The 23,910-nt window shown below is 43.6% G+C and carries 26 protein-coding genes and 1 pseudogene; 11 read left to right on the top strand and 16 right to left on the bottom strand.

What is annotated here, in order from left to right:
• Nucleotides 1–219: 219 nt before the first annotated feature.
• The 3 genes from F6K38_RS12065 (at nucleotide 220) to hpsE (ending at nucleotide 3,540) form a co-directional block, all read left to right on the top strand.
• Entirely contained in the window at nucleotides 220–1,650 is a 1,431-nt protein-coding gene (locus tag F6K38_RS12065) for a sugar transferase (RefSeq protein ID WP_008189982.1), read from the top strand.
• A gap of 325 nt (nucleotides 1,651–1,975) precedes the next feature.
• Nucleotides 1,976–2,302 carry a hypothetical protein gene (locus tag F6K38_RS12060; RefSeq protein ID WP_165691800.1) on the top strand — a complete coding sequence of 109 codons (327 nt, stop codon included), beginning with the start codon at nucleotides 1,976–1,978 and terminating at the stop codon, nucleotides 2,300–2,302.
• A gap of 275 nt (nucleotides 2,303–2,577) precedes the next feature.
• Nucleotides 2,578–3,540, top strand: coding sequence for a hormogonium polysaccharide biosynthesis glycosyltransferase HpsE (hpsE, locus tag F6K38_RS12055; RefSeq protein ID WP_287267600.1), 963 nt, complete (start codon nucleotides 2,578–2,580; stop codon nucleotides 3,538–3,540).
• Nucleotides 3,541–3,620: 80 nt separating this feature from the next.
• On the opposite strand, the gene F6K38_RS12050 is transcribed toward hpsE, so the two are convergent.
• A complete protein-coding gene (locus tag F6K38_RS12050; protein WP_131826866.1) occupies nucleotides 3,621–3,833 on the bottom strand; it encodes a hypothetical protein in 213 nt (70 codons plus the stop codon).
• A 4-nt stretch (nucleotides 3,834–3,837) separates the two neighbouring features.
• Nucleotides 3,838–4,185: a hypothetical protein gene (locus tag F6K38_RS12045; RefSeq protein ID WP_131826867.1), complete on the bottom strand. Its 348-nt coding sequence runs from the start codon at nucleotides 4,183–4,185 to the stop codon at nucleotides 3,838–3,840.
• 210 nt (nucleotides 4,186–4,395) lie between these two features.
• On the opposite strand from F6K38_RS12045, the gene F6K38_RS12040 reads away from it, so the two are divergent.
• Nucleotides 4,396–5,751, top strand: coding sequence for a DUF3370 domain-containing protein (locus F6K38_RS12040; RefSeq protein WP_287251593.1), 1,356 nt, complete (start codon nucleotides 4,396–4,398; stop codon nucleotides 5,749–5,751).
• An 83-nt stretch (nucleotides 5,752–5,834) separates the two neighbouring features.
• Here the strand turns inward: F6K38_RS12040 and F6K38_RS12035 are convergent, their stop codons facing one another.
• On the bottom strand, nucleotides 5,835–5,996 hold the full coding sequence (locus tag F6K38_RS12035; RefSeq protein ID WP_154659952.1) for a hypothetical protein: 162 nt from the start codon (nucleotides 5,994–5,996) through the stop codon (nucleotides 5,835–5,837).
• A gap of 147 nt (nucleotides 5,997–6,143) precedes the next feature.
• Here F6K38_RS12035 and F6K38_RS12030 point away from each other — a divergent pair, with 147 nt between their 5' ends.
• Nucleotides 6,144–6,566, top strand: coding sequence for a response regulator (locus tag F6K38_RS12030; RefSeq protein WP_287251595.1), 423 nt, complete (start codon nucleotides 6,144–6,146; stop codon nucleotides 6,564–6,566).
• Nucleotides 6,567–6,702: 136 nt separating this feature from the next.
• Here F6K38_RS12030 and F6K38_RS12025 read toward each other — a convergent pair whose 3' ends face one another.
• Nucleotides 6,703–6,873, bottom strand: coding sequence for a hypothetical protein (locus F6K38_RS12025; protein WP_165691818.1), 171 nt, complete (start codon nucleotides 6,871–6,873; stop codon nucleotides 6,703–6,705).
• A 319-nt stretch (nucleotides 6,874–7,192) separates the two neighbouring features.
• On the opposite strand from F6K38_RS12025, the gene F6K38_RS12020 reads away from it, so the two are divergent.
• On the top strand, nucleotides 7,193–7,756 hold the full coding sequence (locus F6K38_RS12020) for a DUF2854 domain-containing protein (protein WP_008189999.1): 564 nt from the start codon (nucleotides 7,193–7,195) through the stop codon (nucleotides 7,754–7,756).
• 147 nt (nucleotides 7,757–7,903) lie between these two features.
• Here F6K38_RS12020 and F6K38_RS12015 read toward each other — a convergent pair whose 3' ends face one another.
• Nucleotides 7,904–8,155, bottom strand: a complete 252-nt coding sequence (locus F6K38_RS12015; RefSeq protein WP_044495296.1) for a CRR7 family NDH-1 assembly protein — start codon at nucleotides 8,153–8,155, stop codon at nucleotides 7,904–7,906.
• A 133-nt stretch (nucleotides 8,156–8,288) separates the two neighbouring features.
• Between F6K38_RS12015 and F6K38_RS12010 the strand changes: the two genes are divergently transcribed.
• Nucleotides 8,289–9,719 (top strand): protein adenylyltransferase SelO, encoded by a 1,431-nt coding sequence (locus F6K38_RS12010; protein ID WP_008190002.1) that lies wholly within the window; start codon nucleotides 8,289–8,291, stop codon nucleotides 9,717–9,719.
• A gap of 82 nt (nucleotides 9,720–9,801) precedes the next feature.
• Here the strand turns inward: F6K38_RS12010 and F6K38_RS12005 are convergent, their stop codons facing one another.
• Both F6K38_RS12005 and F6K38_RS12000 read right to left on the bottom strand, forming a co-directional pair.
• The gene (locus F6K38_RS12005; protein ID WP_287251596.1) at nucleotides 9,802–10,380 is read right to left on the bottom strand and encodes an anti-sigma factor family protein; all 579 of its coding nucleotides are present in this window, start codon (nucleotides 10,378–10,380) and stop codon (nucleotides 9,802–9,804) included.
• Nucleotides 10,381–10,586: 206 nt separating this feature from the next.
• Nucleotides 10,587–11,240, bottom strand: a complete 654-nt coding sequence (locus F6K38_RS12000) for a sigma-70 family RNA polymerase sigma factor (RefSeq protein ID WP_044495298.1) — start codon at nucleotides 11,238–11,240, stop codon at nucleotides 10,587–10,589.
• Nucleotides 11,241–11,425: 185 nt separating this feature from the next.
• Between F6K38_RS12000 and F6K38_RS11995 the strand changes: the two genes are divergently transcribed.
• Complete coding sequence (locus F6K38_RS11995) at nucleotides 11,426–12,151, top strand: L,D-transpeptidase (protein WP_008190009.1); 726 nt, start codon at nucleotides 11,426–11,428, stop codon at nucleotides 12,149–12,151.
• A 63-nt stretch (nucleotides 12,152–12,214) separates the two neighbouring features.
• On the opposite strand, the gene F6K38_RS11990 is transcribed toward F6K38_RS11995, so the two are convergent.
• Nucleotides 12,215–12,784: a late competence development ComFB family protein gene (locus F6K38_RS11990; RefSeq protein WP_008190011.1), complete on the bottom strand. Its 570-nt coding sequence runs from the start codon at nucleotides 12,782–12,784 to the stop codon at nucleotides 12,215–12,217.
• Nucleotides 12,785–13,514: 730 nt separating this feature from the next.
• Nucleotides 13,515–14,459 (bottom strand): M23 family metallopeptidase, encoded by a 945-nt coding sequence (locus tag F6K38_RS11985; RefSeq protein WP_008190014.1) that lies wholly within the window; start codon nucleotides 14,457–14,459, stop codon nucleotides 13,515–13,517.
• Between the two features lie 195 nt (nucleotides 14,460–14,654).
• Here F6K38_RS11985 and F6K38_RS11980 point away from each other — a divergent pair, with 195 nt between their 5' ends.
• Nucleotides 14,655–15,728 (top strand): hypothetical protein, encoded by a 1,074-nt coding sequence (locus tag F6K38_RS11980; RefSeq protein WP_287254106.1) that lies wholly within the window; start codon nucleotides 14,655–14,657, stop codon nucleotides 15,726–15,728.
• A gap of 372 nt (nucleotides 15,729–16,100) precedes the next feature.
• Here the strand turns inward: F6K38_RS11980 and F6K38_RS11975 are convergent, their stop codons facing one another.
• Nucleotides 16,101–16,322 carry an Hfq-related RNA-binding protein gene (locus F6K38_RS11975; RefSeq protein ID WP_008190019.1) on the bottom strand — a complete coding sequence of 74 codons (222 nt, stop codon included), beginning with the start codon at nucleotides 16,320–16,322 and terminating at the stop codon, nucleotides 16,101–16,103.
• A 202-nt stretch (nucleotides 16,323–16,524) separates the two neighbouring features.
• Here F6K38_RS11975 and dapF point away from each other — a divergent pair, with 202 nt between their 5' ends.
• Nucleotides 16,525–17,376: a diaminopimelate epimerase gene (dapF, locus tag F6K38_RS11970; protein ID WP_287254109.1), complete on the top strand. Its 852-nt coding sequence runs from the start codon at nucleotides 16,525–16,527 to the stop codon at nucleotides 17,374–17,376.
• A gap of 22 nt (nucleotides 17,377–17,398) precedes the next feature.
• Here the strand turns inward: dapF and F6K38_RS11965 are convergent, their stop codons facing one another.
• Nucleotides 17,399–18,772 carry a UDP-N-acetylmuramoyl-tripeptide--D-alanyl-D-alanine ligase gene (locus F6K38_RS11965; RefSeq protein WP_287267603.1) on the bottom strand — a complete coding sequence of 458 codons (1,374 nt, stop codon included), beginning with the start codon at nucleotides 18,770–18,772 and terminating at the stop codon, nucleotides 17,399–17,401.
• A 332-nt stretch (nucleotides 18,773–19,104) separates the two neighbouring features.
• Here F6K38_RS11965 and F6K38_RS11960 point away from each other — a divergent pair, with 332 nt between their 5' ends.
• Nucleotides 19,105–20,391: a Sll1247 family protein gene (locus F6K38_RS11960; RefSeq protein WP_008190025.1), complete on the top strand. Its 1,287-nt coding sequence runs from the start codon at nucleotides 19,105–19,107 to the stop codon at nucleotides 20,389–20,391.
• A 112-nt stretch (nucleotides 20,392–20,503) separates the two neighbouring features.
• Here the strand turns inward: F6K38_RS11960 and pth are convergent, their stop codons facing one another.
• The 5 genes and pseudogenes from pth to F6K38_RS43305 form a co-directional block, all read right to left on the bottom strand.
• A complete protein-coding gene (pth, locus tag F6K38_RS11955; RefSeq protein ID WP_287267605.1) occupies nucleotides 20,504–21,148 on the bottom strand; it encodes an aminoacyl-tRNA hydrolase in 645 nt (214 codons plus the stop codon).
• Nucleotides 21,149–21,150: 2 nt separating this feature from the next.
• A complete protein-coding gene (locus tag F6K38_RS11950; RefSeq protein ID WP_287356655.1) occupies nucleotides 21,151–21,273 on the bottom strand; it encodes a hypothetical protein in 123 nt (40 codons plus the stop codon).
• A gap of 87 nt (nucleotides 21,274–21,360) precedes the next feature.
• Nucleotides 21,361–21,585 carry a DUF2811 domain-containing protein gene (locus F6K38_RS11945; protein ID WP_070391159.1) on the bottom strand — a complete coding sequence of 75 codons (225 nt, stop codon included), beginning with the start codon at nucleotides 21,583–21,585 and terminating at the stop codon, nucleotides 21,361–21,363.
• Nucleotides 21,586–22,426: 841 nt separating this feature from the next.
• Nucleotides 22,427–23,140 (bottom strand): annotated as a pseudogene (locus tag F6K38_RS11940) (cryptochrome/photolyase family protein); the annotation flags it as partial.
• Complete coding sequence (locus tag F6K38_RS43305) at nucleotides 23,125–23,322, bottom strand: cryptochrome/photolyase family protein (RefSeq protein WP_008190035.1); 198 nt, start codon at nucleotides 23,320–23,322, stop codon at nucleotides 23,125–23,127. The gene F6K38_RS43305 and the pseudogene F6K38_RS11940, both read right to left, overlap by 16 nt.
• Between the last annotated feature and the right edge of the window lie 588 nt (nucleotides 23,323–23,910).

Below are 23,910 nucleotides of genomic sequence, written 5' to 3'. Positions count from 1 at the left end.
CAGCTAAGAGGGAAGAGGGAAAACAATCCTGTGTACCTGATAGTTATGCAAACCGCCGTAGTTAAAATTTATTTAGTGTTTTTTGATTAAATTATAATAATATGTTCTAAGAATTAGCATTTTTTTATAAGTATTAAATCCAAGTAGTTAGCATTAAATACCATTGAGTATTATTTATAATAATTTGGTTTTCATCGGATATTAATTAATGGAGTTGTCATGGAACTGCCCTTAACTGAAACCTATAGATTTGATATACGTGATCCTGTTTTTGCCAAACTTCGTCGCAATACCTATGCTGTATGGCTTCGCATCGTTACATTAGTTGTCACTGATGTATTCATGCTATTGATGGCATGCTTAATTGCCGTTAATTTTGGTAATCACATAAATAATGATTGGGGAATAGTCAATCAAGCAATACTAGTTTATGTAGTCATACCCTGGGAAATTTTATTGCTTGCTTTACAAGACCTTTATAATTCTGGTAACAAACGCCGTGACTACTTAGCTCTAGCCCAGACAATCACTTTTTCCCAGATTAGTCTACTCGTTATTGCTTGCCTGTATCAGCCCGATCAATTTGTGATTCAACCAATTTATAGTTTGTTGTGGCTATTAAGCCTCGCTCTTGTCTGCATCGGACGCTTAGGAATAGATTTTATTCTGAAACGGCTTCGCAAAAAAGGTTTACTTCGCTATCCAACCCTGATAATCTGTTCACCAGATCAACAACAAAAAGCAATTCAACTACTGGGGAACGAAGATTGTTATGGCATTATTAAATTCTTCGATGTTAATTTGTTAGATAAATCGAACATATCCGATTTTATTAAAGAAATTAGTGCTCTAGAGGTAGCCGAAGTCTTTGTTTGCTCTTGGAACAAGGTAAAAGATTATATGTTCTTTTACTGGAGTCTCAGAAACGCAGGTATAACCTTGCGAATTTTGTGTACAGAATTAGGACCTATTTACCAAAACTTGGAGATGTCTAGTATTGCTAGTGTACCTACCATACGGTTTTCTCCCCCTCTAATTACTGGTATTGACTTTTGGGCAAAAAGATGTTTTGATTTTGTGCTTTCTGTATTAGTAATGATTGTGCTTTTGCCACTGTTTGTTAGTATTTCCGTTTTAGTCAAGCTTGATTCGCCAGGACCGATATTTTACAAACAGGAAAGAGTGGGGTTACATAATAAACGATTTAAGGCTTGGAAATTTCGCAGTATGTTTGTGGATGCTGACCAACGCCTCAAAGATCTAGAAGCTCGTAATGAAATGAAAGATGGTGTTCTCTTTAAGATAAAAGATGATCCACGGATTACTAAAGTAGGAAAATTCATCCGCCGCTATAGCCTAGATGAACTTCCCCAATTATTTAACGTTCTCTTTGGAGAAATGAGTTTAGTTGGTCCTAGGCCCTTGCCAATCAGAGATGTCAATAAATTCTCTGAACAACACTTTATACGTCATGCAGTTTTACCGGGAATAACCGGACTTTGGCAAGTGTCGGGTCGTTCCGATATTACTTCTTTTGAAGAAGTGGTACGTCTAGATACTTTTTACATGGAAAATTGGTCACTATGGCTAGATTTGAAGATTTTAGTAAAAACTGCCATAGTGCTTTTACAAAAAAAAGGTGCTTACTAGTAACCTGAGTTCGAGATAACTAACTTTATCCAGGATTCAGGAGCTTCGAGTCAAGAGTCATACCGAGTTGCATTCAAAGATAGTAGATTGGTTGGATAGGGAGATAGGGAGATAGGGAGATAGGGAGATAGGGAAATTGGGAGATTGGGAGAAGAGAAAGTTGTACGTTTGACCGCAACTTGGTGTCAGAATAAATTATTTCTCAGTTAATTGGCAATTAAATCATAGTTTTATGCCATAAAATTATGTAGTCTGTCTTGATGCAGTCCCTACTCCCTACTCCCTACTCCCTACTCCCTACCTCACTTGGGTAGGTTTTTTACATTTGGGCGAGTACGTACTGGCACTCTTGTTGAAATTTCGCCAAATATGTCTGTCGGAAAATCTCCCAGAATTTCCACCGATTACCGACCCATCTCCCGCTCTTCCCCTCCTGGTCGGGGTTAGGGGTGGGTTCCGATTACCCATTCCCCATTCCCCATTCCCCATTCCCCATTCCCCATTCCCCATTCCCCATTCCCCATTCCCTATTACCTATTACCTATTACCTATCTCCAAAGTAAAAAACCTACCCTTGTCAGCTACTCCCTACTCCCTACTCCCTACTCCGGTGATCCGCTGTTCCGGTGATCCGCTGTTCCCTTTGCTATAGCATTTATCAATAGATACTTCCCACGGGCATAAACTGAACTTTTGGGTTAGCTGTTGAAGGTAAGCTCCTTCGCTGCAGGGGCTGAGGGGCTGATAGCTGTTTGCGGAAAGCAAACCCAAGGGCGCGCGTAGCGTGTAAGCTTTCCGCTTAAAGTATCGGTTAAATTGCCTAAACCAATAACAATTTATATCCTCAGAGAGAGATAATGTTGCTTAACACTTGGGAATATTCTCAATAATTAGTTAGGGTTATTTTTCTACATTCAGAAAAAAACTATGGTTATTAAGTTAACTGTTGCCATCCCCACATACAACGGTCAGAACCGTCTACCAGAAGTCTTAGACCGACTGCGAGACTGTTGCCAGCAAGACCAACTCAGCTGGGAAGTTATTGTTATTGACAACAACAGCACTGACGGCACCGCTAAGCTTGTTCACGCTTATCAAGCCAATTGGCCAAGGCAATATCCGTTGAGGTATTGTTTTGAAGCGAAACAAGGGGCAGCTTATGCCAGATGCCGTGCCATTCAGGAAGCCAGAGGTGAACTAGTGGGTTTCCTAGACGATGACACGATTCCATCAATGTCTTGGATAGCTGCTGCTTACGCCTTTGGCAAATCTCACCCTACTTCTGGTGCTTATGGTAGTCAAATCCATGGTGTTTTTGAAGTCACTCCTCCGCCAAATTTTGATAAACTTGCGCCATTTTTAGCAATCACTGAACGTGGCTGTGAGCCATTACTTTATGAACCGCACAAAAAATTACTACCACCTTCAGCTGGGTTGGTTGTGCGAAAACAAGCTTGGTTAGAGAGTATGCCCTCTCGGCCTATTTTGACTGGGCGCACTAAGAGCAGTATGTTAACTGGGGAAGATTTAGAGATGTTGTCTCGTATCCAAGCTAAGGGCTGGGAAATCTGGTACAATCCTGCTATGGAAATTGAGCACAAAATCCCTAGCTGGCGTCTGAGACGTGAGTATTTAATTCCATTTTTCCGTGGGATTGGTTTAAGTCGTCATGTGACCCGGATGTTGAGTGTAAAACCTTGGCTAAGACCATTGGCAACTGTGGCTTATATGACCAACGATTTGCGCAAAATTACCTTTCACTGGCTCAAGCATGGTGGTTCTATCCAGTCTGATTTAATTGCAGCTTGCCAAATGGAGTTGTTTATTAGTAGTCTATGGAGTCCTTTTTACCTCCTTAAACATGGGTATTTGGCTGACTATGATAACTAGTTCAAATAACTAGTTCAAATAACTAGTTCAAATAACTAGTTCAAAAGGATTAACAGGGGGAATAAACTGGAAGAGGGAAGTCATAAATTGGTCATAAATTGGTCATAAATTGTGATATAATACCACAAATAGGCAATACCTAAAAATGCGATTATCGCGGCTGTCGCTGCTACGCGATGAAGCGTTCGCGTAGCGTGGCCAAAGGCCTCAGCTTCCGCTAAGAGCGAACGCGAAGCGGTTCGTTGTTCCGTTCGCGTTTTGATGCTCACGTGGGATTTTCTTGAAATACTCACTGGTTTAAGCCGATTGTCTACTTTTGACTAGCTCTGATAACTGATTTGAGTAGCGAGGGTGGAGCAACCCCAGTACCTCCTGTTTCTTGTAAGTGAGAGTCAAAGCATCCATAATCCCTTCCAGCCATCCTTGCCGATTTCTAAACAGCCAACGCTGTAGTTCTTTTAGGGGCATTCCAGCAACCGCCTCAGTGGGCAAAGCAGTTAGAATTTCCAGAGGGACAATAAAACCAAGAGACACTTCCCCATAGGTAACCATAGCTAATTCAGTTCCTGACTGCCAGCGTGTGCGATCAGAACGTGCCTTGGTGGAAAGTTGGGCAAGGGAAACTTGGTGGTAAAGAAAAGTCATAGTTATAGATTCAATATATTCCCATGCCATACTGGAAAATTCCAGCTGACATCACTAAAACTCAGAATTCCCAGTTAGCCAACACCTGTGACTAAAAACCTGTAACTAACAGAGTTTCTGAACTTAGCAGATGGCACCCTGATCCAAATCTTTGCCTGTTCGCGTCTTTATGGTTTAACCACTTTTGGTTTAACTAAAACCCCTAAATCCATGCTGCCATTTTTACTAAATTTCACCCTGGCTCAAGCCACCCCAGCACCAACACCTCAAGTAGAAATCGTGCAACTCCAAGAAATACGCCCTCTACCAGGACAACTAGATAATGTACCCGTATTCAACAGCAACAGTCCCGAACTAGTACAGACTGAAGGAATTTTACTGTCCACATTTCCCCCTTCTGACAAAGCCAACCCAGGGGCTCACTTAAACTTTCCATTTCAGGGGCGCTTTGATATCTTTGCCCACCATGTTGCTAAAGCAGCCACCCGAGACGATTTGCGCACCCTCTATCTGGGGATTATCCTCCACAATCCAGGCAAAGAACCAGTAACAGTAGATATTATTGAGGCAGCTAGTTACCTGAGTCAGCCTGATGCACCATTTATCGAATTGCCCTCCCAAGTAGATAATTCTGCCGGTAGAGTTTATGCTGGGCCTGGTAGCCGAGTGATGAGTGATATCCTGCGTGGAGGTAGGCAAGACGGATTTCCTGCCCAATTGGTGATTCAGGCTCAGCAAAGTCGCATGTTGCTGAATCTCCCAATTCCAGTGCGAACCTTGACACCACCTATTAATGGTCGCTCAACTTTGATGCGGTTATACAGTGATGGAAAGGTATACGCCGCTAGTCTTGCCCAGTATGCACCTTTAGATAGTGATGGCAATGAACGCTCTCCTACTATAGCTCAATGGCAGGATTTATTAGAGCAAGGGGAGTTAGCCGGACCACGCGATCGCGCCCCGAGTGATCCAATTGCTACTACTGGTTCAATTATCTACGGTCGAGTGGCAGGAGTAGCCCGAGGCTCTAGATGGCAAGCTCAGTTAGTGGATAATCCTACTGCTCAATCTCTAACTATTCCGCAACCGGGAAAAGCCTTTTCCTACGGACTGAGTACCCTCCATCATGGCAGGTTAGGTACTGGTCAAATTCAGAGTGCGCCGATGTTAGTCCGTTATCCAGATACCGCCTATTTTGCCCATGGTAATTATGGGGTGCAATACAGCCTGACCTTGCCACTGATTAATCCCACCGGGGATACTCAAACGGTCACCCTGGCTATTGAGACACCGATTAAACAAGATCAAATCCAGGGAGGATTAAGGTTTTTAAAGGCTCCAGCTAAGCAAATATTTTTCCGGGGGACAGTGCAATTGAGCTATAAGGATGATCAAGGTTTACCTCGGACGCGCTATGTGCATTTGGTACAACGGCGTGGTGAGCAGGGGGATACCCTAGTTAGGTTGCAGATGCCACCCCTTGACCAGCGGCTGGTGCAAGTCGATTTTCTCTATCCCCCAGACTCGACACCCCCCCAAGTTTTAACTGTTCGGACACAGGATTAATAACAATCTCCCCATCTCCCCATCTCCCGCTTCTGACGACTCCCGACTCCCGATTCCCAGGGAGTGCGCTTACAGTCGTCGAATTAAATTCGCCACGGGTCGCACCGCTCCCGACTCCCGACTTCCGACTCCCGACTTCCGACTCCCGACTCCCGACTCCCGACTCCCGACTCCCGACTCCCGACTCTTGACCCAAATGTAAAAAACCTACCCCTGTCAGGGTGGCAAGGTTGGGAGTATGTCACATCAGGTTCTACGTATCAATGTAAATTGGTATTGTCGTCAATGTAATAAATTCATGAAATGATGAGTTGATTATCTCGAAAGGTAGATAAAATTTTACAATCTAACTTATTAGACTGAAAAAGTCAAACAATGATCAGCGTCTTCCTATGTTGTCCTGTGAGCATCCTGCCTTGCGAGTTCTAGTAGTTGACGACCATGAATTAACTCGATATAGCCTTCATTTAGCATTTTCGGCTCAGGAGAATATTGAGATAGTTGCTCTTGCTAGTAACGGGAAAGAAGCCATTGATATGGTAGAGTGCCATCACCCGGATGTGATTGTACTTGATCTACAAATGCCTATGATGGATGGTCTAAGTGCAGCCACCCGGATCAAAAGCCTAGAGCCAGACACTAAAATCATTGCCTACTCTTCAGTAGAAGACCCCCAAATTGAAGTGATGAGCCAAACTGCTCCCGTTGATATCTTTTGTAGGAAAGATGTTGCCACTTCAGATCTAATTAATTTAGTTAGGGAAATGGGGAGGGATAAAGTTAACTGTCTACAACCACTAGCTAAAATTAGCTGAGAAAGGAAAACTAGAATAAGGCGCTGCTAAACTAAGGAATTGTGCAGTTATAGTCAGCTGATTTCCTAATTATCTATTACCTTGAGTTATTCCATTAATCAGCAACGCCAATTTTTTTAGGAATCAGTTAGCCTTTCTATTCGGGGAAAGTACGCTTAAATTCATCGATTAGGTCATCGAGTTCTTCTAGGGCTTGATTAACATCAATTCGGAGGGTTCCCAAATCTGGTTGCTCCAGAAGCCGTAGCAAGGATTCCCGTTTACTGGTGATTAAGGTAATTCGCTCCTTAATTTTTTCCAATTCCATTTTTGGCTGTCTCTTGTCTACAACAATTTTATAATAACGATCAAATTTTCCCATAAAAAGGGGAATAAAGTATGTCAGAGAAAGACTGGGTGCATTTATTACTTCATTCTGACTTAGCCAGAGTCTGGAATATCGGTTAAGTCAGAATGAAGTATTGGGTCAATTTGATGAGCTGTCAATGGGGTATAGGGGAAATAGGGGGGATAGGAGTGGAGGAATTTTACTTTAACCCATATATCGGTCATTTTGTCAACTTCTATGACTTGACCAGCGCTCTAGGATAATAAAACTGGAGTTATTTCTGTTACATAGCTAAATAATGTTACCCCGAACTTCCCTAGGAACTTTAGGTCTAGTCATTGGTGGATTACTGACCGTAATCGGCTTTGTTGCCTACGCCACCGATAATGCTACAGTGAATCTAGTGGGATTCTTTTACGGAATTCCAATTCTACTAGGAGGTCTTGCCCTCAAAGCTGCGGAGTTAAAGCCTGTAGAATTAAGCCAACCAACAATTCCTGAAGTCCTGACGCTGCGAGAGGAAACCGCCACCCCAATCCAAAATCAAATTCGCAAAGACGTAACGCGATATCGTTATGGTCAAGAAGCCCATCTAGATAGTTCCTTGGAAAGCCTGGGTTTATCTCCTACTGATGAAGAAAGACCTGTGTTGATGGGTTTACGAGAAACTTCGGTGGATGGTGCTTATGCCTTAATTCTCGAATTTGACTCCCCACTAATTCCTTTTGAGACTTGGCTCAAAAAGCAGGAAAAACTGGAAAAATTCTTTGGACCTGGTATTAAAGTAGATTTAACCCAACTTGAAGAAGACCAGGTGGATGTAGCACTAGTGGCAATGCCCGAAGAAAGCACCAGCGTGTAAAGACCTTACCTTTAAAGCTCCCCGCTGTTACCTAGACGGGGATTCTGATTTCAAACAGTCGGTCATATACCAACCCGTCACGCTGAGCGCCGAGTTCTTGCCTAGACATCGGCGCTCAGCGCTCCTGTTCTGTTGCCGGTATAGTTTCTACAGGCGGACTACATACCACTGTAAATACTCTCCAGGTCCTACATCTAATTCACAGCTGGTCTCCATCAAATACTGTCCTTGCTCCTCCAAAGAGGTCAAATGCTGCAAATCCCTGGGCAAATCATCCTGACGATTTGCCAAGATTGCCATTAACTTTGACTTTAACTCCATTGGAGTCAGAATCACCTCTGGTTGATTCGTTTCGAGAACTACATACCCATCTTCCTGGAACATTATAGAATTAGGCATATCTTAGATCAAATCTGCTTTCTTCCTTCGTTAACAATCTTAGATGGTTTATCATTCTTTGGGTCTTTGTGGTGAATAAAAAAACTATTCCTTTGCCAACCTATTCCCTAAGAGCTAAGAAGCCCTGATCGATATGTTCCTTTCTCTCAACTACGAGCCAGCTTTAGAATCCCTGGGATATGACTATTTTGACGAAGTAGCAGCAGCAGAATTTCCCAGGCATATCCTGCGGTTTCGTAACGACCAATTGCTACCCCGTATTGGGTTAAATCCCCAAGACACTAACGACCAAGACTTTATCCAAGCTTTCGGTAAATTTCAGGGAGTTCGACCCTTTTTAGCCCTGCGCTACCACGGCTATCAATTTGGTGAATATAACCCTAGACTAGGGGATGGCAGAGGTTTTCTCTATGGTCAAGTAAGAGGTATCGATGGGGAACTTTACGACTTCGGTACCAAAGGCTCTGGCACCACACCCTACTCCCGAACTGCCGATGGTAGACTGACCCTCAAAGGAGGGGTGCGGGAAGTACTTGCAGCTGAAGCGTTGCACAATCTTGGCGTTTTGACCTCCCGTTGTCTGAGCCTGATTGAAACTGGTGAGCAACTGTGGCGGGGTGATGAACCCTCTCCAACTCGCTCATCAGTGATAGTACGTTTTAGCCGTTCCCATATCCGGTTTGGTACCTTTGAGCGACTGCATTACTTTAAGCGTCCGGATTTAATCAAAAAGCTATTAGACCATGTGATTGAGCAGTACTACCCAGCCATCATCCCCCTCAGGGAGGATAAGAAACAAGAGCAGTATGCTCAGTTTTACGCCGAGTTGGTGGAACGAGTGGCTCGATTGGCAGCCCAGTGGATGGCAGCGGGTTTTTGTCACGGTGTCTTAAATACCGACAATATGTCGATTACTGGAGAAAGTTTTGATTATGGACCTTATGCCTTTATCCCCACCTATGACCCTAAGTTTACCGCTGCTTACTTTGACTATTACAGGCGCTATAGTTACGGCAATCAGCCTGGAATTTGTCAGTTAAATTTAGAAATGCTTCAGCAACCGTTAGGGATGGTAATCCCAACATCGGAGATGGAAGCAGGTTTAGCCGAGTTTGGGAAACATTATTACCGCAATTATCGGCACTTGATGCTGAATAAACTGGGATTTGAACAGTTGCCAGAATCGGAAGAGTCAGAGTTATTGAGGTTAACGATTCAGTTCCTGCAAGATACTCAGGTGGGTTATCACGCTTTCTTTGCTGAATTAGCCCAACAGTTTGATAAGAGTTGGCGAGATGATGTTAGTAAGATAATGAGCCGAGAATCCTTTTGGGAGTCAGATGCTAAGTATTCCTCCCTAGCAGATTGGCGCAATTTCTACCACCACCTTTTACAAAATTTATCAGTTGATCAGCTCAAGGATATGTCAGCACTTTTGCGAGATAAGAATCCGCAAACTGCTTTACTTAGACCTGTGATTGAGGCAGTTTGGGAGCCAATTACTCAGGAAGATAATTGGGAGCCGTTTTATGAGTTGATCAGCAAACTACAAGCTAAACACTGAAATAGTAAAAACTGAAATAGCGATTAGTTCCAAGCCGAGGCAAGAACCATTTATCCCATTTATTTATCCCATTTAAGTTAATTTAATTCAAATTAGGATTATTGACATTTCCCTTAAGTTCTGGTATAATCCCAGCCGGTCTAGGAGATGACACTGGAGCTTTAGGTATCTCCAGCAGCGGTCGATTCAGAGCAATCCTGAGGGGTTCTGCTTTTGGCAATGGAGTTGGGTTAGTGGCCATCTGTGGCACTGGTGAGGGCCCATTAGACCCAATCATCGAAACCGCGCCGACAAACATGGCAGCAAGGGCAGCACCACCCCAAACGAATTTTCGGCGATTCCGGCGGCGGTCAATTTTTGAGAAAACTTGCTGTACCAGTTCTTGAGCTGGTTGCTCTGTTGGTGGGACGGGCATGGTTCGGAATGCCTGACGTAGCATCAGCAGTCGATTGTATAATCGTTTGGCATCTGGGTCAGTTGCCAATAGCTGCTGCACATCAGAGCGCTCTGCTGATGTTACTTCCCCATCAACGTAGGCACTGATTAATTTAAAGCGATTGGCCGTAGGCCACGCTTCGCGATCGCGCTTGAGGGAATCCATATCTTTGGCAGATTCCTGCCCATAAGTGTTATCAGGGTTAGGGTTAAATTTAGAGGTCATTTTCTCATCACCAACGAGTCATCGTAAACTCCCCACACTAGATCTCCCATATTTTTCATTTTAAGGGAATAAGCAATAAAGGAAATCCGGCGCTTTAGATAAAGATTTGATCAAGCTTGTCTTCTCAAATTATGCGCTTTAGATAAAGATCTGATTAAGCAAGCCTTGTCAAGATTTGATATATTATTAAGTAACTATACTGATGTTTAGGAATCTAGATAAGCTTGCAGGTGAGATTGCAATCTCGCTCTTGCTCTAGCAATTCTAGACTTAACGGTTCCGAGAGAAGCGCCAGTAATTTCGGCAATTTCCTCATAAGCCATACCTTCGATTTCCCTAAGGATAATGGTAGTACGAAACACTTCTGGCAACTCTGATATTGCCTTGTGCAGTTGCTCATAAAACTCTCTGGTCGTCATATCTTCTTCTGGACCAGGCTCTGCTGAAGCAATTTCCCAATCCATATCGCCATCATCCATATGACGTGGTGCATCCAGAGACAGGGGGTGGGCTACCCGCTTGCGTTTGCGGAGCTCATCATAGAACAGATTGGTGGCAATACGGCTTAACCAACCTTTGAACTTGACTGGTTCATTAAGTCGTTTAATATTACGGTAAACCCTAATCCAGACCTCTTGGGCTAAATCGGAGCGATCTTGCCAGTCTGGTGCTAAGTGATACAAAATCTTGTCCACGTGGGACTGATACCGACGTAGTAGCTCAGCAAAGGCTGTGCGGTCAGGACTCATACCTTCCTGACAGCGTAAAACCAAATCATAGTTAGAGAGTTTCTCAGGTTGCACCGGCACTTGAGGAAGCTTTACCTCTGTTGACCAGGATAGAGAAATTGGTTGGCTCATGATTGGAATAGCTTTTAAAACTTTCTTCCTCTCATTGACTCCCAACTTCTGCGATTGGTTCCCGTTCATCGAGCACTAGTCTATCTTACATTTTCACGCTCGTAGTGGACTGAGCCAGTAAACAGCTAATTAACTATTAAATTAACTAGTCATTACCTATTAATTAACTATTAATTAAATTAATTATGGCCATAATCCACTCAATTAACACCAGCTTAATGATCTTTTGCTTTGGGTCAGCAGGATTGTTAATCTCAGCTAAACTACCACAGCTTAAGCTGAAGCAACTTACACCTGAAATTAGCCAGGTCTTGCCAGCAACCTCTCGGTTGACCATAGCAGGACTCAGTACAGATAAGACGTTGACAAAAACCTCTTCAGTATACCCAGAACTGGAACCGTTGTCATCCGAAAAGACAGCCTCAGATCTGGTAGAACCTCAGGTAACGCCAAAGAGACTGAAATCAAAAATTCCCAAGGTTTTACCAGCCACCTCTTATTTTACTGACGCAATTGCTGCTATTACTTACCAGGTAGTTGTGGATTTGAGTGATACTACGGTTTACTTGTACTGGGGAGAACAATTGCTCCAGAGCCACCCAGTTGCTATTGGTAAACCAGGTTGGGATACACCCACTGGCAGTTTCAAAATTATTCGCAAACAACCCAACCCTATTTGGAAAGAACCGATTACTGGTGAACTCATACCTCCTGGACCTGATAATCCTTTAGGAGAAAGGTGGATTGGTTTTTGGTCTGACGGGCACCATCAAATCGGGCTTCATGGCACTGATGAAGAAGAGCTAATCGGCAAAGCGGTTTCCCACGGCTGCTTACGGATGCTCAACCAGGATATTAAACAGTTGTATGAGCAGGTCAGTCTAGGAACACCAGTCATTGTCAGGAATTAAACATTTCAGTTGTAAAAATTATACTTTAAAATGTTTTTTTAAACATCACATGTTAACAATGACTCAACGTAATCCATGTAATCCATTTGAGCGCTGAGGCTTTGGCTCAAAGCCTGGTGCACAGCCCTCTAACATGTTACTAATCTGTCCCATCAGATCTTTGCTGGTTTGTTTGCGGATTGCTTGGCGATCAGCGCCAAAATGAGGTCGCTCTAGGTATTTGGCTATGGCATCCTTGACTTGATGGTTAATTAAATCCATTAGGTCTTGCTTTGCTCTTTTACGCTGGTATTGAGCACCTTTCTCGGTAGTAGCATAGAGAGGGGGCAGTCTATTGAGGGCATAGGCAGCAATATCTCCTACCTCCAGAAAGCGATCGCTCTTGTCTTCTATCTTGGTAACTTGATCAATTGCTTCGCTTAATACCAACTCTTCCATGACATTGATAAACTGCTTGCGAGCAACTGTAACCACTTCACCAGATAGAAGCGCCCCCATCAGTTTGTCTAATGCCATATATTCTTCAATGGAGAGTTCCGAAGCTGTGTCACAAAGGCGACCGACCTCACTCTCCATCAGGGGAGTTAAGTACCCATCTTTCAAGGCTTTTTCTATAATTTGCTCAATTCTCATGAGTAGATTGAATAGCTATTGGTTTAATGGTTAAAATAATTAATAGTATAATCTAGGAATTTAGCTTCGTCTTGATCTGATTAAGCTGATCCCGATAGATGAATCTGGGGAATTTCGTGAAGGGAAGTGAGTGGTTAGTGGAATTTCCTAGTAAAATCAAAAAAAGAGTAGGAGTAAGTGAGGCATAGGGCTTTAGCCCATGACTAACTGCAAACACGAGGAATTTATTGAGTAATGGTAAATAACGACTAAGTCCTAAAGGAAGGACAAGTTAACAGCTAACTAATTGGGAAAGGGCAAGAGGAAAGAAAATTGTTCGCTCTTGCCGGTTACCTTTAACCTTTAACCTTTACCCTTGATGTTTAGATTTATCTATGATATCAAATGTGCTGGCTTAGTTATAGTATAGGTGATCCAGGTGACATACTCCCGACGCTGACAAGCGCGGTACAGCGCGGGCTTCTTACCAACACCATCCAACGATTCGGTTACACGGGTTACTTTATTAACGACACGGGATGCCCCTCCGCGCCGGAACAATACAACTCGTTCTATGTTTAGCTAGTAGGTGGCGGTTAGCTCTTAATTTGTTTTCCCTACTGTCCCTAGTATAGCCCATTGGCATTTCGACGTTCCGACCCTTGCCCCGCGCTTCCCATACGACACTTACCCAATGAAGGTAAAGTGCGGGGCTTCTCGCGGTTTAGCTAAGTGATGGGCTGGCGGAAAGTCAATTTACACCTTCCCATCTCCAGGGTACTGGGTCAACCGACTGACCGTGAACATAGAGACCCCAATGTAGATGAGGACCAGTGGAAGCACCTGTAGAACCAATGCTACCAATGACCTGGCCAGCTTGAACGAAATCCCCCTCTTTAACTTTAATTTGGCTCAAGTGCAGCATAATACTGAGTACCCCTTGACCATGGTTAATCCCTACGGTGTTACCATGAACCCGGAAACCTTGAGACTCTCGTCCTACTAGTGCTATTCGTCCTGCTGCTGGTGCTACTACTGGTGAACCGAAGCCACCGGCATAGTCAACACCACGATGGTAGTAGTTGTTAGCAAAGACACCGTTGTAGTAGCGACGAATACCGAAAACGCTGGAGACACGAGCATTGTTGGGTCTATAGAACTTACCATTCCAGAATTTTTCTGGTGTCACTAATTTTTTAAACTGGGCAACCCGATTTAATTCAAATTGGGTTGCTGGGGCAGAGGCTTTGCCAGACAGCCAGATGCGTTGGACAGGGAAAGAGCGATTCTTAAGTGGTACAGCTATGTTGTTGACTTTACCATCACCAGCCACCCGCAAAACCAATTTTCCTGGTTTATCTAATGGTGTAGTGGGTACTAAAGCTCGATAACGATTTGTCCCTGTTGCAAAGGTAGGATAGGTCTTTTGACCCATAGAAACGCTCGGTGGTGAACCGACTGTTTCGGTTTGAATTACCACTGACAAAGTATCGCCTAACTGGGGATTGTCTGGTTGAACTTGTACCTGTAAAGCTTGCACTGGTTGGCACAGGGCTACAAAACCCGATGCCAGGGCTATTGCTGTCGTTTTAATCAGACCTTTTGCAAGGTGCTTTGCACTCAGAAGTGGGGTGGGACTAGAAGGAGAATAGTGCTCTAGCCCTGATAGTGAGCCATGAGAGGATAGTGATTTCACTGACTTATACAAATTAGACTAAGATTTTTACTCTTTAGCTACTAGGGCATAGACTATCATTTAGCCCAGTGTGTTTCCAATTCCATCTAGTTTGCAGATGAACGGGACCGGGAATCTTGAGCCAGGTGCCATCATAAAAGGACATCTAACTAAGGTCGATAGTCTATCACACTAACGGTTAGGCTAATTCGGTCGATGGATGCTCTATATCAATCAATACCAAACTATGAAATAGTTTTTTTAAGGGTAACTCACGATTGCCAAACTAAGTCGAGGTTTAAATTAATGGACAGTTGGATCATCAAGCTCCATGATTTCATTGGTGAAATCCCATTCCTGGTGATTTCTTTAATTACAGCCGTAACATTTTGCTTTTGGTTAATTCCCTACACCACTGACTTGATGGTGAGCTGTGCAGCGGGTCTTGCTGGTGACTATTTAGGGCGCGAGCAACGCACCTTGGTGATTAACTCAAGTACCAATAATCCTGAGTTACTTTTAATGCTTGTCTCACTGGGATTAGGTAGGCTAGGAGGGATAGCTACCCCACTAGGCTCCAATTTTGCCAACATTTATCTTATGTTTATTGTTGCTCCATTATTTGTTTTAGTTAAGTGGTTTTTTAAGAGGGATTTCAATAATATCTTAAGTCTACTTACTCTAATTAATAGTGAAAAAAAGTTGGTTGTTTGGCATTCAATCATGTCTTTAACTATGTTTGGATTTGCCAGTGTAGCCTATTGGTGCCTAACGGGAGGGTTTCAGTTTAATTATTTATCAGAAGACATCCCATTGAGAACATGGCACTGGTTATTAATCGGAGTGTTTATCTGTATAATTGGGATCGGTATATTTGTGTATTTTGAAAATAACTTGAAAACTAAGCGCCCAGGATTATTTGAAGATATAACTGAGGAAGATTTTGAGTCAAGTTGGTGGAAGTTTATTTTAGGTACTATATCACTGACGGTATTATGTTATATTTTAAATGCCTTATTTTTGGCGTATACGGAACTCTATAGTTCAGTATTAAGTCAGTGGTTGGGCTCAGCAGTTTTTGTGGGATTACATTATTTTATTGGTAGTCTGATCTCTTCTTTACCAGAAGCTAATGTAGCAATAAAAAACTATGAACGTCTAACTTCACCGGATCTCAATACAGCCCTAGCATCAGCAAGTCAATCAAATATGACTAATCTTGCCCTGGGATGCTTGGGCTGTATTATTGCAACTATATTGTTACTGACTGGACTAAGCTATAAGTTGTAAATCAAAAATAAAGTACGAAGTATGAATGTAGAATGCAGAATTTAGAATGTAGAATTAAGAAGGCAGAATTAAGAAGGTAGAATGGTGAAGGCAGAAGGCAGAAGGCAGAAGGCAGAAGGCAGAAGGCAGAAGGTAGAAGGCAGAAGGCAGAAGGCAGAAGGCAGAAGGTAGAAGCCAGAAGTCTAAATTCTAAATTCTAAATTCTAAATTCTAAATTCTAAATTCTAAATTCTAAATTCTAAAAGGTTGAAGGGTAATGCTTGGTTGTGGATCAAGTTTTTAGTTAACCTTGATCCACCAATAAACCCATTTCAGCCTACCCTAAACCGAAGGCTATCCGGCGAACAGTCTTGAGCCTTGAGCCTTGAGCCTTCAGCCTTCAGCTGCCTCTGGCTTTAGATAAGCGATCGCATGATGAGGGATCATGATGGTCTGCTGATCTTGAGTGATCAGACACAGGCAGTTTTGATCTTGCCAGCACAACTTCCCCCTGAAGGAATCCCCAGTGAGAAGTTTTAGCTCTAGGAGTTGTTGGTCTTTGATATAGCCTTGAATTTGACTAATACTGGGCAAGCCGGTATCGAATTGGGCCATAATCACAAAAAATCGTGGGATGTTTGGGAACCCTACCAATCATAACCAATCATACTTGGCCAGGAGGGTTTTTGGGATTTTGGGCAGCATAATCAGAAAAAGTATTTTAATCAGTCGGTAGCTAAATCGACGAAAATTCGCGAAACTTAAACAAAAGGCTGCAAAAGAATTACCATTGCGCCAGAGCAGATGAATCAGGAGGTTGACTATGGAGTTTACAAAGTACCATGGACTGGGGAATGACTTTATTCTGATTGATAATCGGGATGACCCAAAACCCAGAATAACCTCAGAGCAAGCGCTACAGCTATGCGTGCGCAATTTTGGAATCGGTGCAGATGGTGTGATTTTTGCCCTGCCTGGACAAGAGGGTACTGACTATACGATGCGGATTTTCAACTCTGATGGTTCTGAACCAGAGATGTGTGGTAATGGGATTCGCTGTTTAGCAAAGTTTCTGGCTGATTTAGAGGGGGCTAATCACAAAACACACTATCGGATCCATACCCTGGCTGGGGTGATCATTCCTGAACTCAAGGACGATGGTAAAGTCAGGGTGGATATGGGCATGCCCCAGCTTAGTGCAGCTCAAATTCCGACTGTTTTGGCAGAGGCTGACCAAAAGGTAATCAATACCCCGATCGAAATAGCTGACAAATTATGGGAGGTTACCTGTGTCAGTATGGGTAATCCTCACTGTATCACCTTTGTGGAGGATGCGGATGCCATACCTCTGGAAACTATTGGTCCGCTGTTTGAGCATCACTCAGTTTTCCCCCAACGAACCAATACAGAATTTATCCAAGTGGTGCGCCCTGATTATCTCAAGATGCGGGTTTGGGAGCGGGGTGCTGGGGCAACTCTCGCCTGTGGCACGGGGGCTTGTGCTTCTGTGGTAGCTGGTGTGTTAACTCAGAAAAGCGATCGCATTTGTACCGTGGAGCTTCCTGGTGGTTGTCTCGACATTGAATGGTCCGAAACCGACCAGCGAGTTTACATGACTGGGCCAGCTGAGCAAGTTTTCAGCGGTAAACTATCGCCAATCTGGGGATAAGTCCAGATTTGTTGGCTCTGTATCAATCTTGCTTGGAAAATCCTGCTTTAAACTGCTTGACTACCTGATCGAGACCAACGGAATGGGAGGCTTTAAACAATAGACGATCTCCAGGTTGGACAAACTCCAGTAGATGTTCCACTAGAGGATTAGAGTCACAGAAAGACTCAACTGGCACCGAAGTAACACCGGTTGCGATCGCTTCTGCTTCTGGCTCACTTTCATCCACCAAAATCCGCAAGCCATCTAGATTGAGTTGCTCAACCTTTTGACCGACTTGCTGATGAAGTTCACCGGATTTGGTTCCCAATTCCTTCATCGCCCCAAGTACTGCTATATGTCGTTTCCCAGGAGTCTGAGCCAGCATTTCGAGAGCAGCTACCATAGATTCAACTCCAGCATTGTAGGTTTCATCAAGAATCACTACATCGTTAGGTAACTCATAACGCTGGGATCGCCCTGGGGGTAGCTCAACGTTTAAACCATTCCTGAGGGTTTCCCAATCCACCCCCAATAATTTCCCAATGGCTAGGGCCGCGAGATAGTTCAGGGCATTGTGGCGACCTGGGAGGGGGATGGGAAACTCCATGCCCTCTACTTTCAGGATTTCCGGTGCAATCAACTGTCCTTGGACATCACCACCCTCTAAACCATAGGTTAAGGTTTGCCCTTGCCAAACCTGAGCTGCGGTGTCAATTAGGCGTTGATTGTCGTGATTGAGAACCGCGACACCGTTGTTGGACATATGGGCTAATAACTCACACTTGGCTTTTGCGATCGCTTCAGTAGAACCCAACAGACCAATATGAGCTGTACCCACATTAGTAATCACCCCTACCGTAGGGTTGGCGATCTCGGTCAATTCAGCAATCTGTCCTGAACCACGCATTGCCATCTCGATTACAGCATAGTCATGGTCTGGTGTCAACTCCAGCAAGGTTTTGGGTACACCGATTTCATTGTTGTAATTGGCCTGGGTTTTGAGTACAGTTCCTTTAGTAGACAAAACTGCTGCGATTAGCTCCTTAGTGGTAGTTTTGCCTACAGAACCAGTGACAGCAATCACCGGAATCTGAAACTGGTCACGCCACCACCGAGCAATTTGCTGGTAGGCTTTGAGAGTATTTTCTACCTGAATCAGGGGCAAACCTTCGATTTTGGTAACTTTAGTCGCCTCAGCAATGACCGTTAATGCCCCCTTCTCTACTGCCAGAGATGCATAATCATGACCATCAAACTTTTCACCCCGCAGTGCTAAAAATAGTTGACCCGGCTCCAGGTTACGGGTATCAGTGGTAATGCCAGTGAATGACTTTTCCAGGATTTTTTCTGGAATGCCTACTGTCTTGGCGGCGAGAATGTCAACTAATTTTCCTACAAGAAGCCGACACACCATAACCTTATTGTTCTCCCAGTGTCCTAATTGTGCTGTTTTCTCTAAACGCTCTATTTTCCAGGTAATTCAATAAATTTCACATTGTTTTTACTTAATTTTCACAATTTCCACTGATTGGCACAATTAGGTAAATACTAGATGAAGATATACTAATACTATAATAGCTCACCTAAAGTTTAGGTGATCATTAGAATATATCTACTGCCGTAGATATATTGTGATACCCCAAACTCTCTTTGTGTTAGCTAAGCCATTTAAAGTTGAATTTTCATCTTCTCAAGCCAACCACCATTGATGAGCCCTAGCTTTAGCACCTAGGAGAGCTACCTAAAGTGACCACCTGGAGAGACTCTAAAGAATCGGAAATTCGACATATTAGCTTGCAAGAGCAGCAAGTTTACAATCACTTACTCCAGTGGGTAAGGGTAGAATCACCCAAGCAATCAATTGAACGCTTCAAAAGGCTCTTCCTGGATGGAGTGGGATACGAAGATTTTGACATCTGGTTGGCCTTGGAAAAGATAGTAATGGATAAACGGGCTCGGACAGAGTTCCGATTTGTGATCAATCGCTGCTGCCATATTCTGATCAATCACTGGCATCTGAAACCAAACACCAGAAGAGCAGTCCAAGAATTGGTAGCTCTGTTTGATCATGTGCCGTCTCCAATGAGGGTTCACTCTCGGGCTCCTAGACGCCTGCGGGAACTAATGCAGCTGTTCAAAAGAACAGAGCAATATCTAACTTTGCAACGTCTATCCATAGTAATGAGTGATACACCTCTATACTCTAATGGTTCTAAGCGAGTGGCAAATTTGATTCAGCGGTATCCCTACTTATATGAACATTGCTTACTCAGTGAAGACAGCTCTCAGGAATATCAGCAAACTGTCCGGCAAGTTCAAGCTAGGGTTCAACGGCGCTTTGAGTGTGATTTATCTAAGTACGTAACCTATCAGGTGCGATGCGCCCATGTCATGCGAAATCGGCAGATCAGGACTCCAAGACGAATTATTCAACCAGTGTCAAATCCCACATTGCTGACCGAACGAGAGTTGGCGAGTGCTCTCAAGCAGTTTTTTGGCAAAGTGCAAGGGTCTTACACTTACCAAGATGTTGCTCGTAGCTTCCATACCCACAGTCAGCACACAGCCTGTTTCAAAGACTTCAAGGACGATTTATATGAATATTTGATTGCCTCGATTGACCCGGCCTATGGGAAGCAACAGTTTAACAAGCGGTTGTATAGTCATTTGCAAAACACCTTGTCTGAATGGGATTACCAAAGGCCAAATGAATTTATGGTGGTGCGCACCTGTAGTCAATTGTTAAATTTTTTGGTGGTGGAAAGCCCTCAGCGCCCCCATCACTATACATTTGTTGATTTGATTGGCAATATAGGAACCACCATTACCACTGGACTATTGCTCAAGATTGTATTGATCTGCCGTAAAGTCAAGCCCTATTTAGAAAAGCGATTTTCGATTTTGTTTAACCACTACGAGTCCCAAACCAGAAACAGCGTACCCTGGTTAGTCCCGTCTCTGGAAAACTTGAATATTGCCTTGAGTGTACACTTTGGCTCAGCTGATATCTCCTGCCTTAATCAGATTATGTAAGTTATTGCGTAGCGCTATAACTATAGCGTTTATCATACCTATGAGGTACACAGAATTTGTTACCACTTCCGACTTCCCTACTCCCTACTCCCTACTCCCTACTCCCTACTCCCTACTCCCTACTCCCTGTTCCCTTTGCTATAGTTGCTAGATTCCGATTATTGTAGAGACTCATTGCTTTTTCCACACCTTGCTTAAGAGACAGTTCAACCGCCTCAACTGCTAGTTGGACTACCTCAGACATTAACTCGGCTTCCTGGGGTGAAAATTTTCCTAGGACGTGGGAGATCGTGTCTGGCTTCTGACTGGATTTGCCGATGCCAATCCGCAGGCGAGGGAAGTTTTGCGTACCCAGATGGGCAATTGCGGATTTCATGCCATTGTGTCCTCCCGCTGAACCAGAAAGGCGCAGACGCAAACGCCCTACTGGTAAGTCCATATCATCATAAATGATCAGGACTGACTCAGGTTTTAGCTTGTACCAATCAGTCACCGCCCGAATTGCTTGTCCAGAGCGATTCATGTATGTCAGGGGCTTGAGCAAGCTTAGCTTATTTCCTTTTAGTCCAATTCCTTGACCAAACCATCCCTGAAACCGGCGATGTTCGCTTCCTGAAATCTGTAATCGACCTGCGATCGCATCGACCACTTCAAAACCGATATTGTGCCGCGTTTTATCGTACTTGGGTTCCGGATTACCTAAACCCACAATCAGTTTAGGAATTGTAATTTGTCCGGTTGTTTCGATAGTGCTCATGGTCAAAAATCGTTTGGGTAATGGGTAATGGGTAATGGGTTACCCATCACCTCAGCTTTATGATCTCGATGTTTCCGGACATCATAAACAGGGGAGTGGGGAGTAGGGGGAAGCCGTGCAGGCATGGGTGCTGAACTTGACACGTCATACTTTACACGTTATATTTCACACGTTATATTTCACACGTTATACCTTTCCCCATCCCGGATTAATTAAGCAGGATATTGAAAGAGGGATTCCAGATACACACGAGCACAAGCCCGATAACTCTGGGATGTTTCTGGGGTCTTACCAATACCATTTTGGAGCAAAAACAGAGAAAGTGCTGCTGCGAAGACCCGGTCTTGGTCCCAGCTAGGATGGGTTTCTAGGTAGCGCTTGAGAGACTCGTGCAGGTCTTCGGGGATTTCTGCCAGGATACTTACGGTTGCGTTCATATTCACCTCTTCATATAAAGGTATTTTTGGAAAAAGCCACCTGATTTCAAGCACTTCAGATAACTGCCTTGGCCAAAAGAAAGCCAAGACAAGCTAGCACCGAAGCACTGAATTTTGATGCCACCCTTGCTTTAGTTAAGAACTATCCCCAAATCGGCTAGGGTAGTCCGTGCTAACCGCTGCTACTGGGCGTAGGTTAGCTTAGAGCAAATTTTTTTATAGGTTGGTCGCACCATTTTCATCTGAAATGGGGTGGGTTTGTCAATGCTGCGAAATATTACAACTCTTGTTGAAATTCCGAAATGTATACGAAATAATCAGGGTTTGAGGCGCTTTTTTGTTACATAACTTTACATAAACTGCGGTCTTAACTGCTGCGGAATACTAAGTCGGGAAAATCCCCAGTAAAACTGGAATACCTAATGCCACCGTTGAAGCTTGTGGAAAACTATGGGAAAACTGTGGAAAAGCTTGAAGCTCTGTGTGGAAACAGTGGGGAATCTGTGGGGGAAAGTTGGGACAAACGATAAGAATTCTTACAGTTTCGTTGGCGGTGGAAAACTGGTGACCACAGATCGGGTCATTGTATATTGAAACACCTAATTAATTAGTTTACTTTGATTAACAAACTCTTAAGTTGACTCCTTAAGGAAAAAACAGCGATGCAGCGCGGTCTTGGGGAGGCAGCGCGGTCTTGGGGAGGCAGCGCGGTCTTGGGGGTTTCCCCCACTCGCTATTGCCGTGGTTCCCCCCACTCGCTATTGCCGTGGTTTCCCCCACTCGCTATTGCATCAAGACAAGGAAAAAAAATATAACCACTGACTAATTGCTTCTAACCTAATTATGTGATATTGTCAGATATATTGTATCTACGCCACCTAAAAGTTTCTTCACGGATTTGTTGTATGTCTTGATCAGAGATTTTGTTCAAGTGAGACAACACTAAACTCATGCGGCCTTGAGCCTTGAGTTGGTCACGGTGGCGGCAAAGAAAATCCCAGTAAAAGAAATTAAAGGGACAGGCTCCCTCCCCAGAGCGTTTCCGAGGATTGTAAGCACAACTGCTGCAGTAGTCGCTCATTTTATTGATGTAATTAGCTGATGCAGCGTAAGGTTTGGATGCTAGGATGCCGCCATCGGCAAACTGACCCATACCAATCACATTGGTTTGCATGACCCAATCATAGGCATCAATAAAGGCTCCATGAAACCATTCTTCAGGTGCGACCCGTGGCGAATTTAATTCGCCAACGGAAAGCGCACCTAAGATCGATTGAGGGGAAACTCCAACAATTAGAGCAAAATTGCTCAACACCATCAGTCGCTGAATGTGATGGGCGTAACCGGTTCGTTCAACCTGACTCAAAATTTGGAGTAAACAGTTCATGTCTGTTTTCTCGGCATGCCAGTAAAAGTCAGGTAGGGGCTGGGTGTGGTTGAACCAATTGCTTTGGGAGTAGTCAGGGTTCATATAGATATAAATGCCGTGCATATATTCCCGCCAACCCAGGACTTGACGAATAAATCCTTCTGTGCTGCTTAAGTCGAGTTGGTTTTAAAGTGGCCCATGGCTGACCAAATGAATACGAGTTTTTGGCGGTGGTAACGTCTTTGTTGGACGTAGCTTAGGGATTCAATCAGAATTACTGGCGTATTTTGATGGTTTTGTTGACAACTGTTTAGCGCTGATTGTTGAGTCCAAAGTTGATCCCCTAGTACCCAAATCCCGATAGTCATTATGGCTGATGCTTTTTACTGTCTTGATATCATACAATAACCTCAGGGATTTTTGTGTTGAGTTTTAGGAATTAGGGAATCGGGAATCGGGAATCGGGAATCGAGAATCGGGAATCGAGAATAGGAAATATAAAAAAAGTGGAAATTAGATTAATTTTCTCCACTTATTAATTAAAATTTATGGGTAAATTAATCAGAGATTATTAAAAATTATTTTTTTACGGCGGTTTGCATAACTATCAGGTACACAGGATTGTTTTCCCTCTTCCCTCTTCCCTACTCCCTGCTCCGAACGCGCCCCGCGTGGCCCACGGCCTCAGTCCCTGCTCCCTAAAAACCTAGAAATTTGTACCTAATTGAATTGCAAACTGCTGTATATGTTTTTTTAGAAAAATTATCAATCAAACAATAGTTATATAGAGCAGCTATAAATTGGTTTATAACTGCTCTACATATTATTTGGGTGCGGCTCTTTTAAAAGTACGGTAGACTAGATCTCAGTAAAACTGACAAATTAGTCAGAGTAATAGTTTGAGTCAATACCTCCTGGTGGGTGACCAGCTGAAAAAGTCAGCAGTAGTTCAGGAA

Origin of the sequence: Moorena sp. SIO3B2 (genome assembly GCF_010692525.1) — a bacterium.
Classification (GTDB): domain Bacteria; phylum Cyanobacteriota; class Cyanobacteriia; order Cyanobacteriales; family Coleofasciculaceae; genus Moorena; species Moorena producens.
Note: the sequence above shows the minus strand (reverse complement) of the source record. Positions and strands in the feature narration are given on the sequence as shown.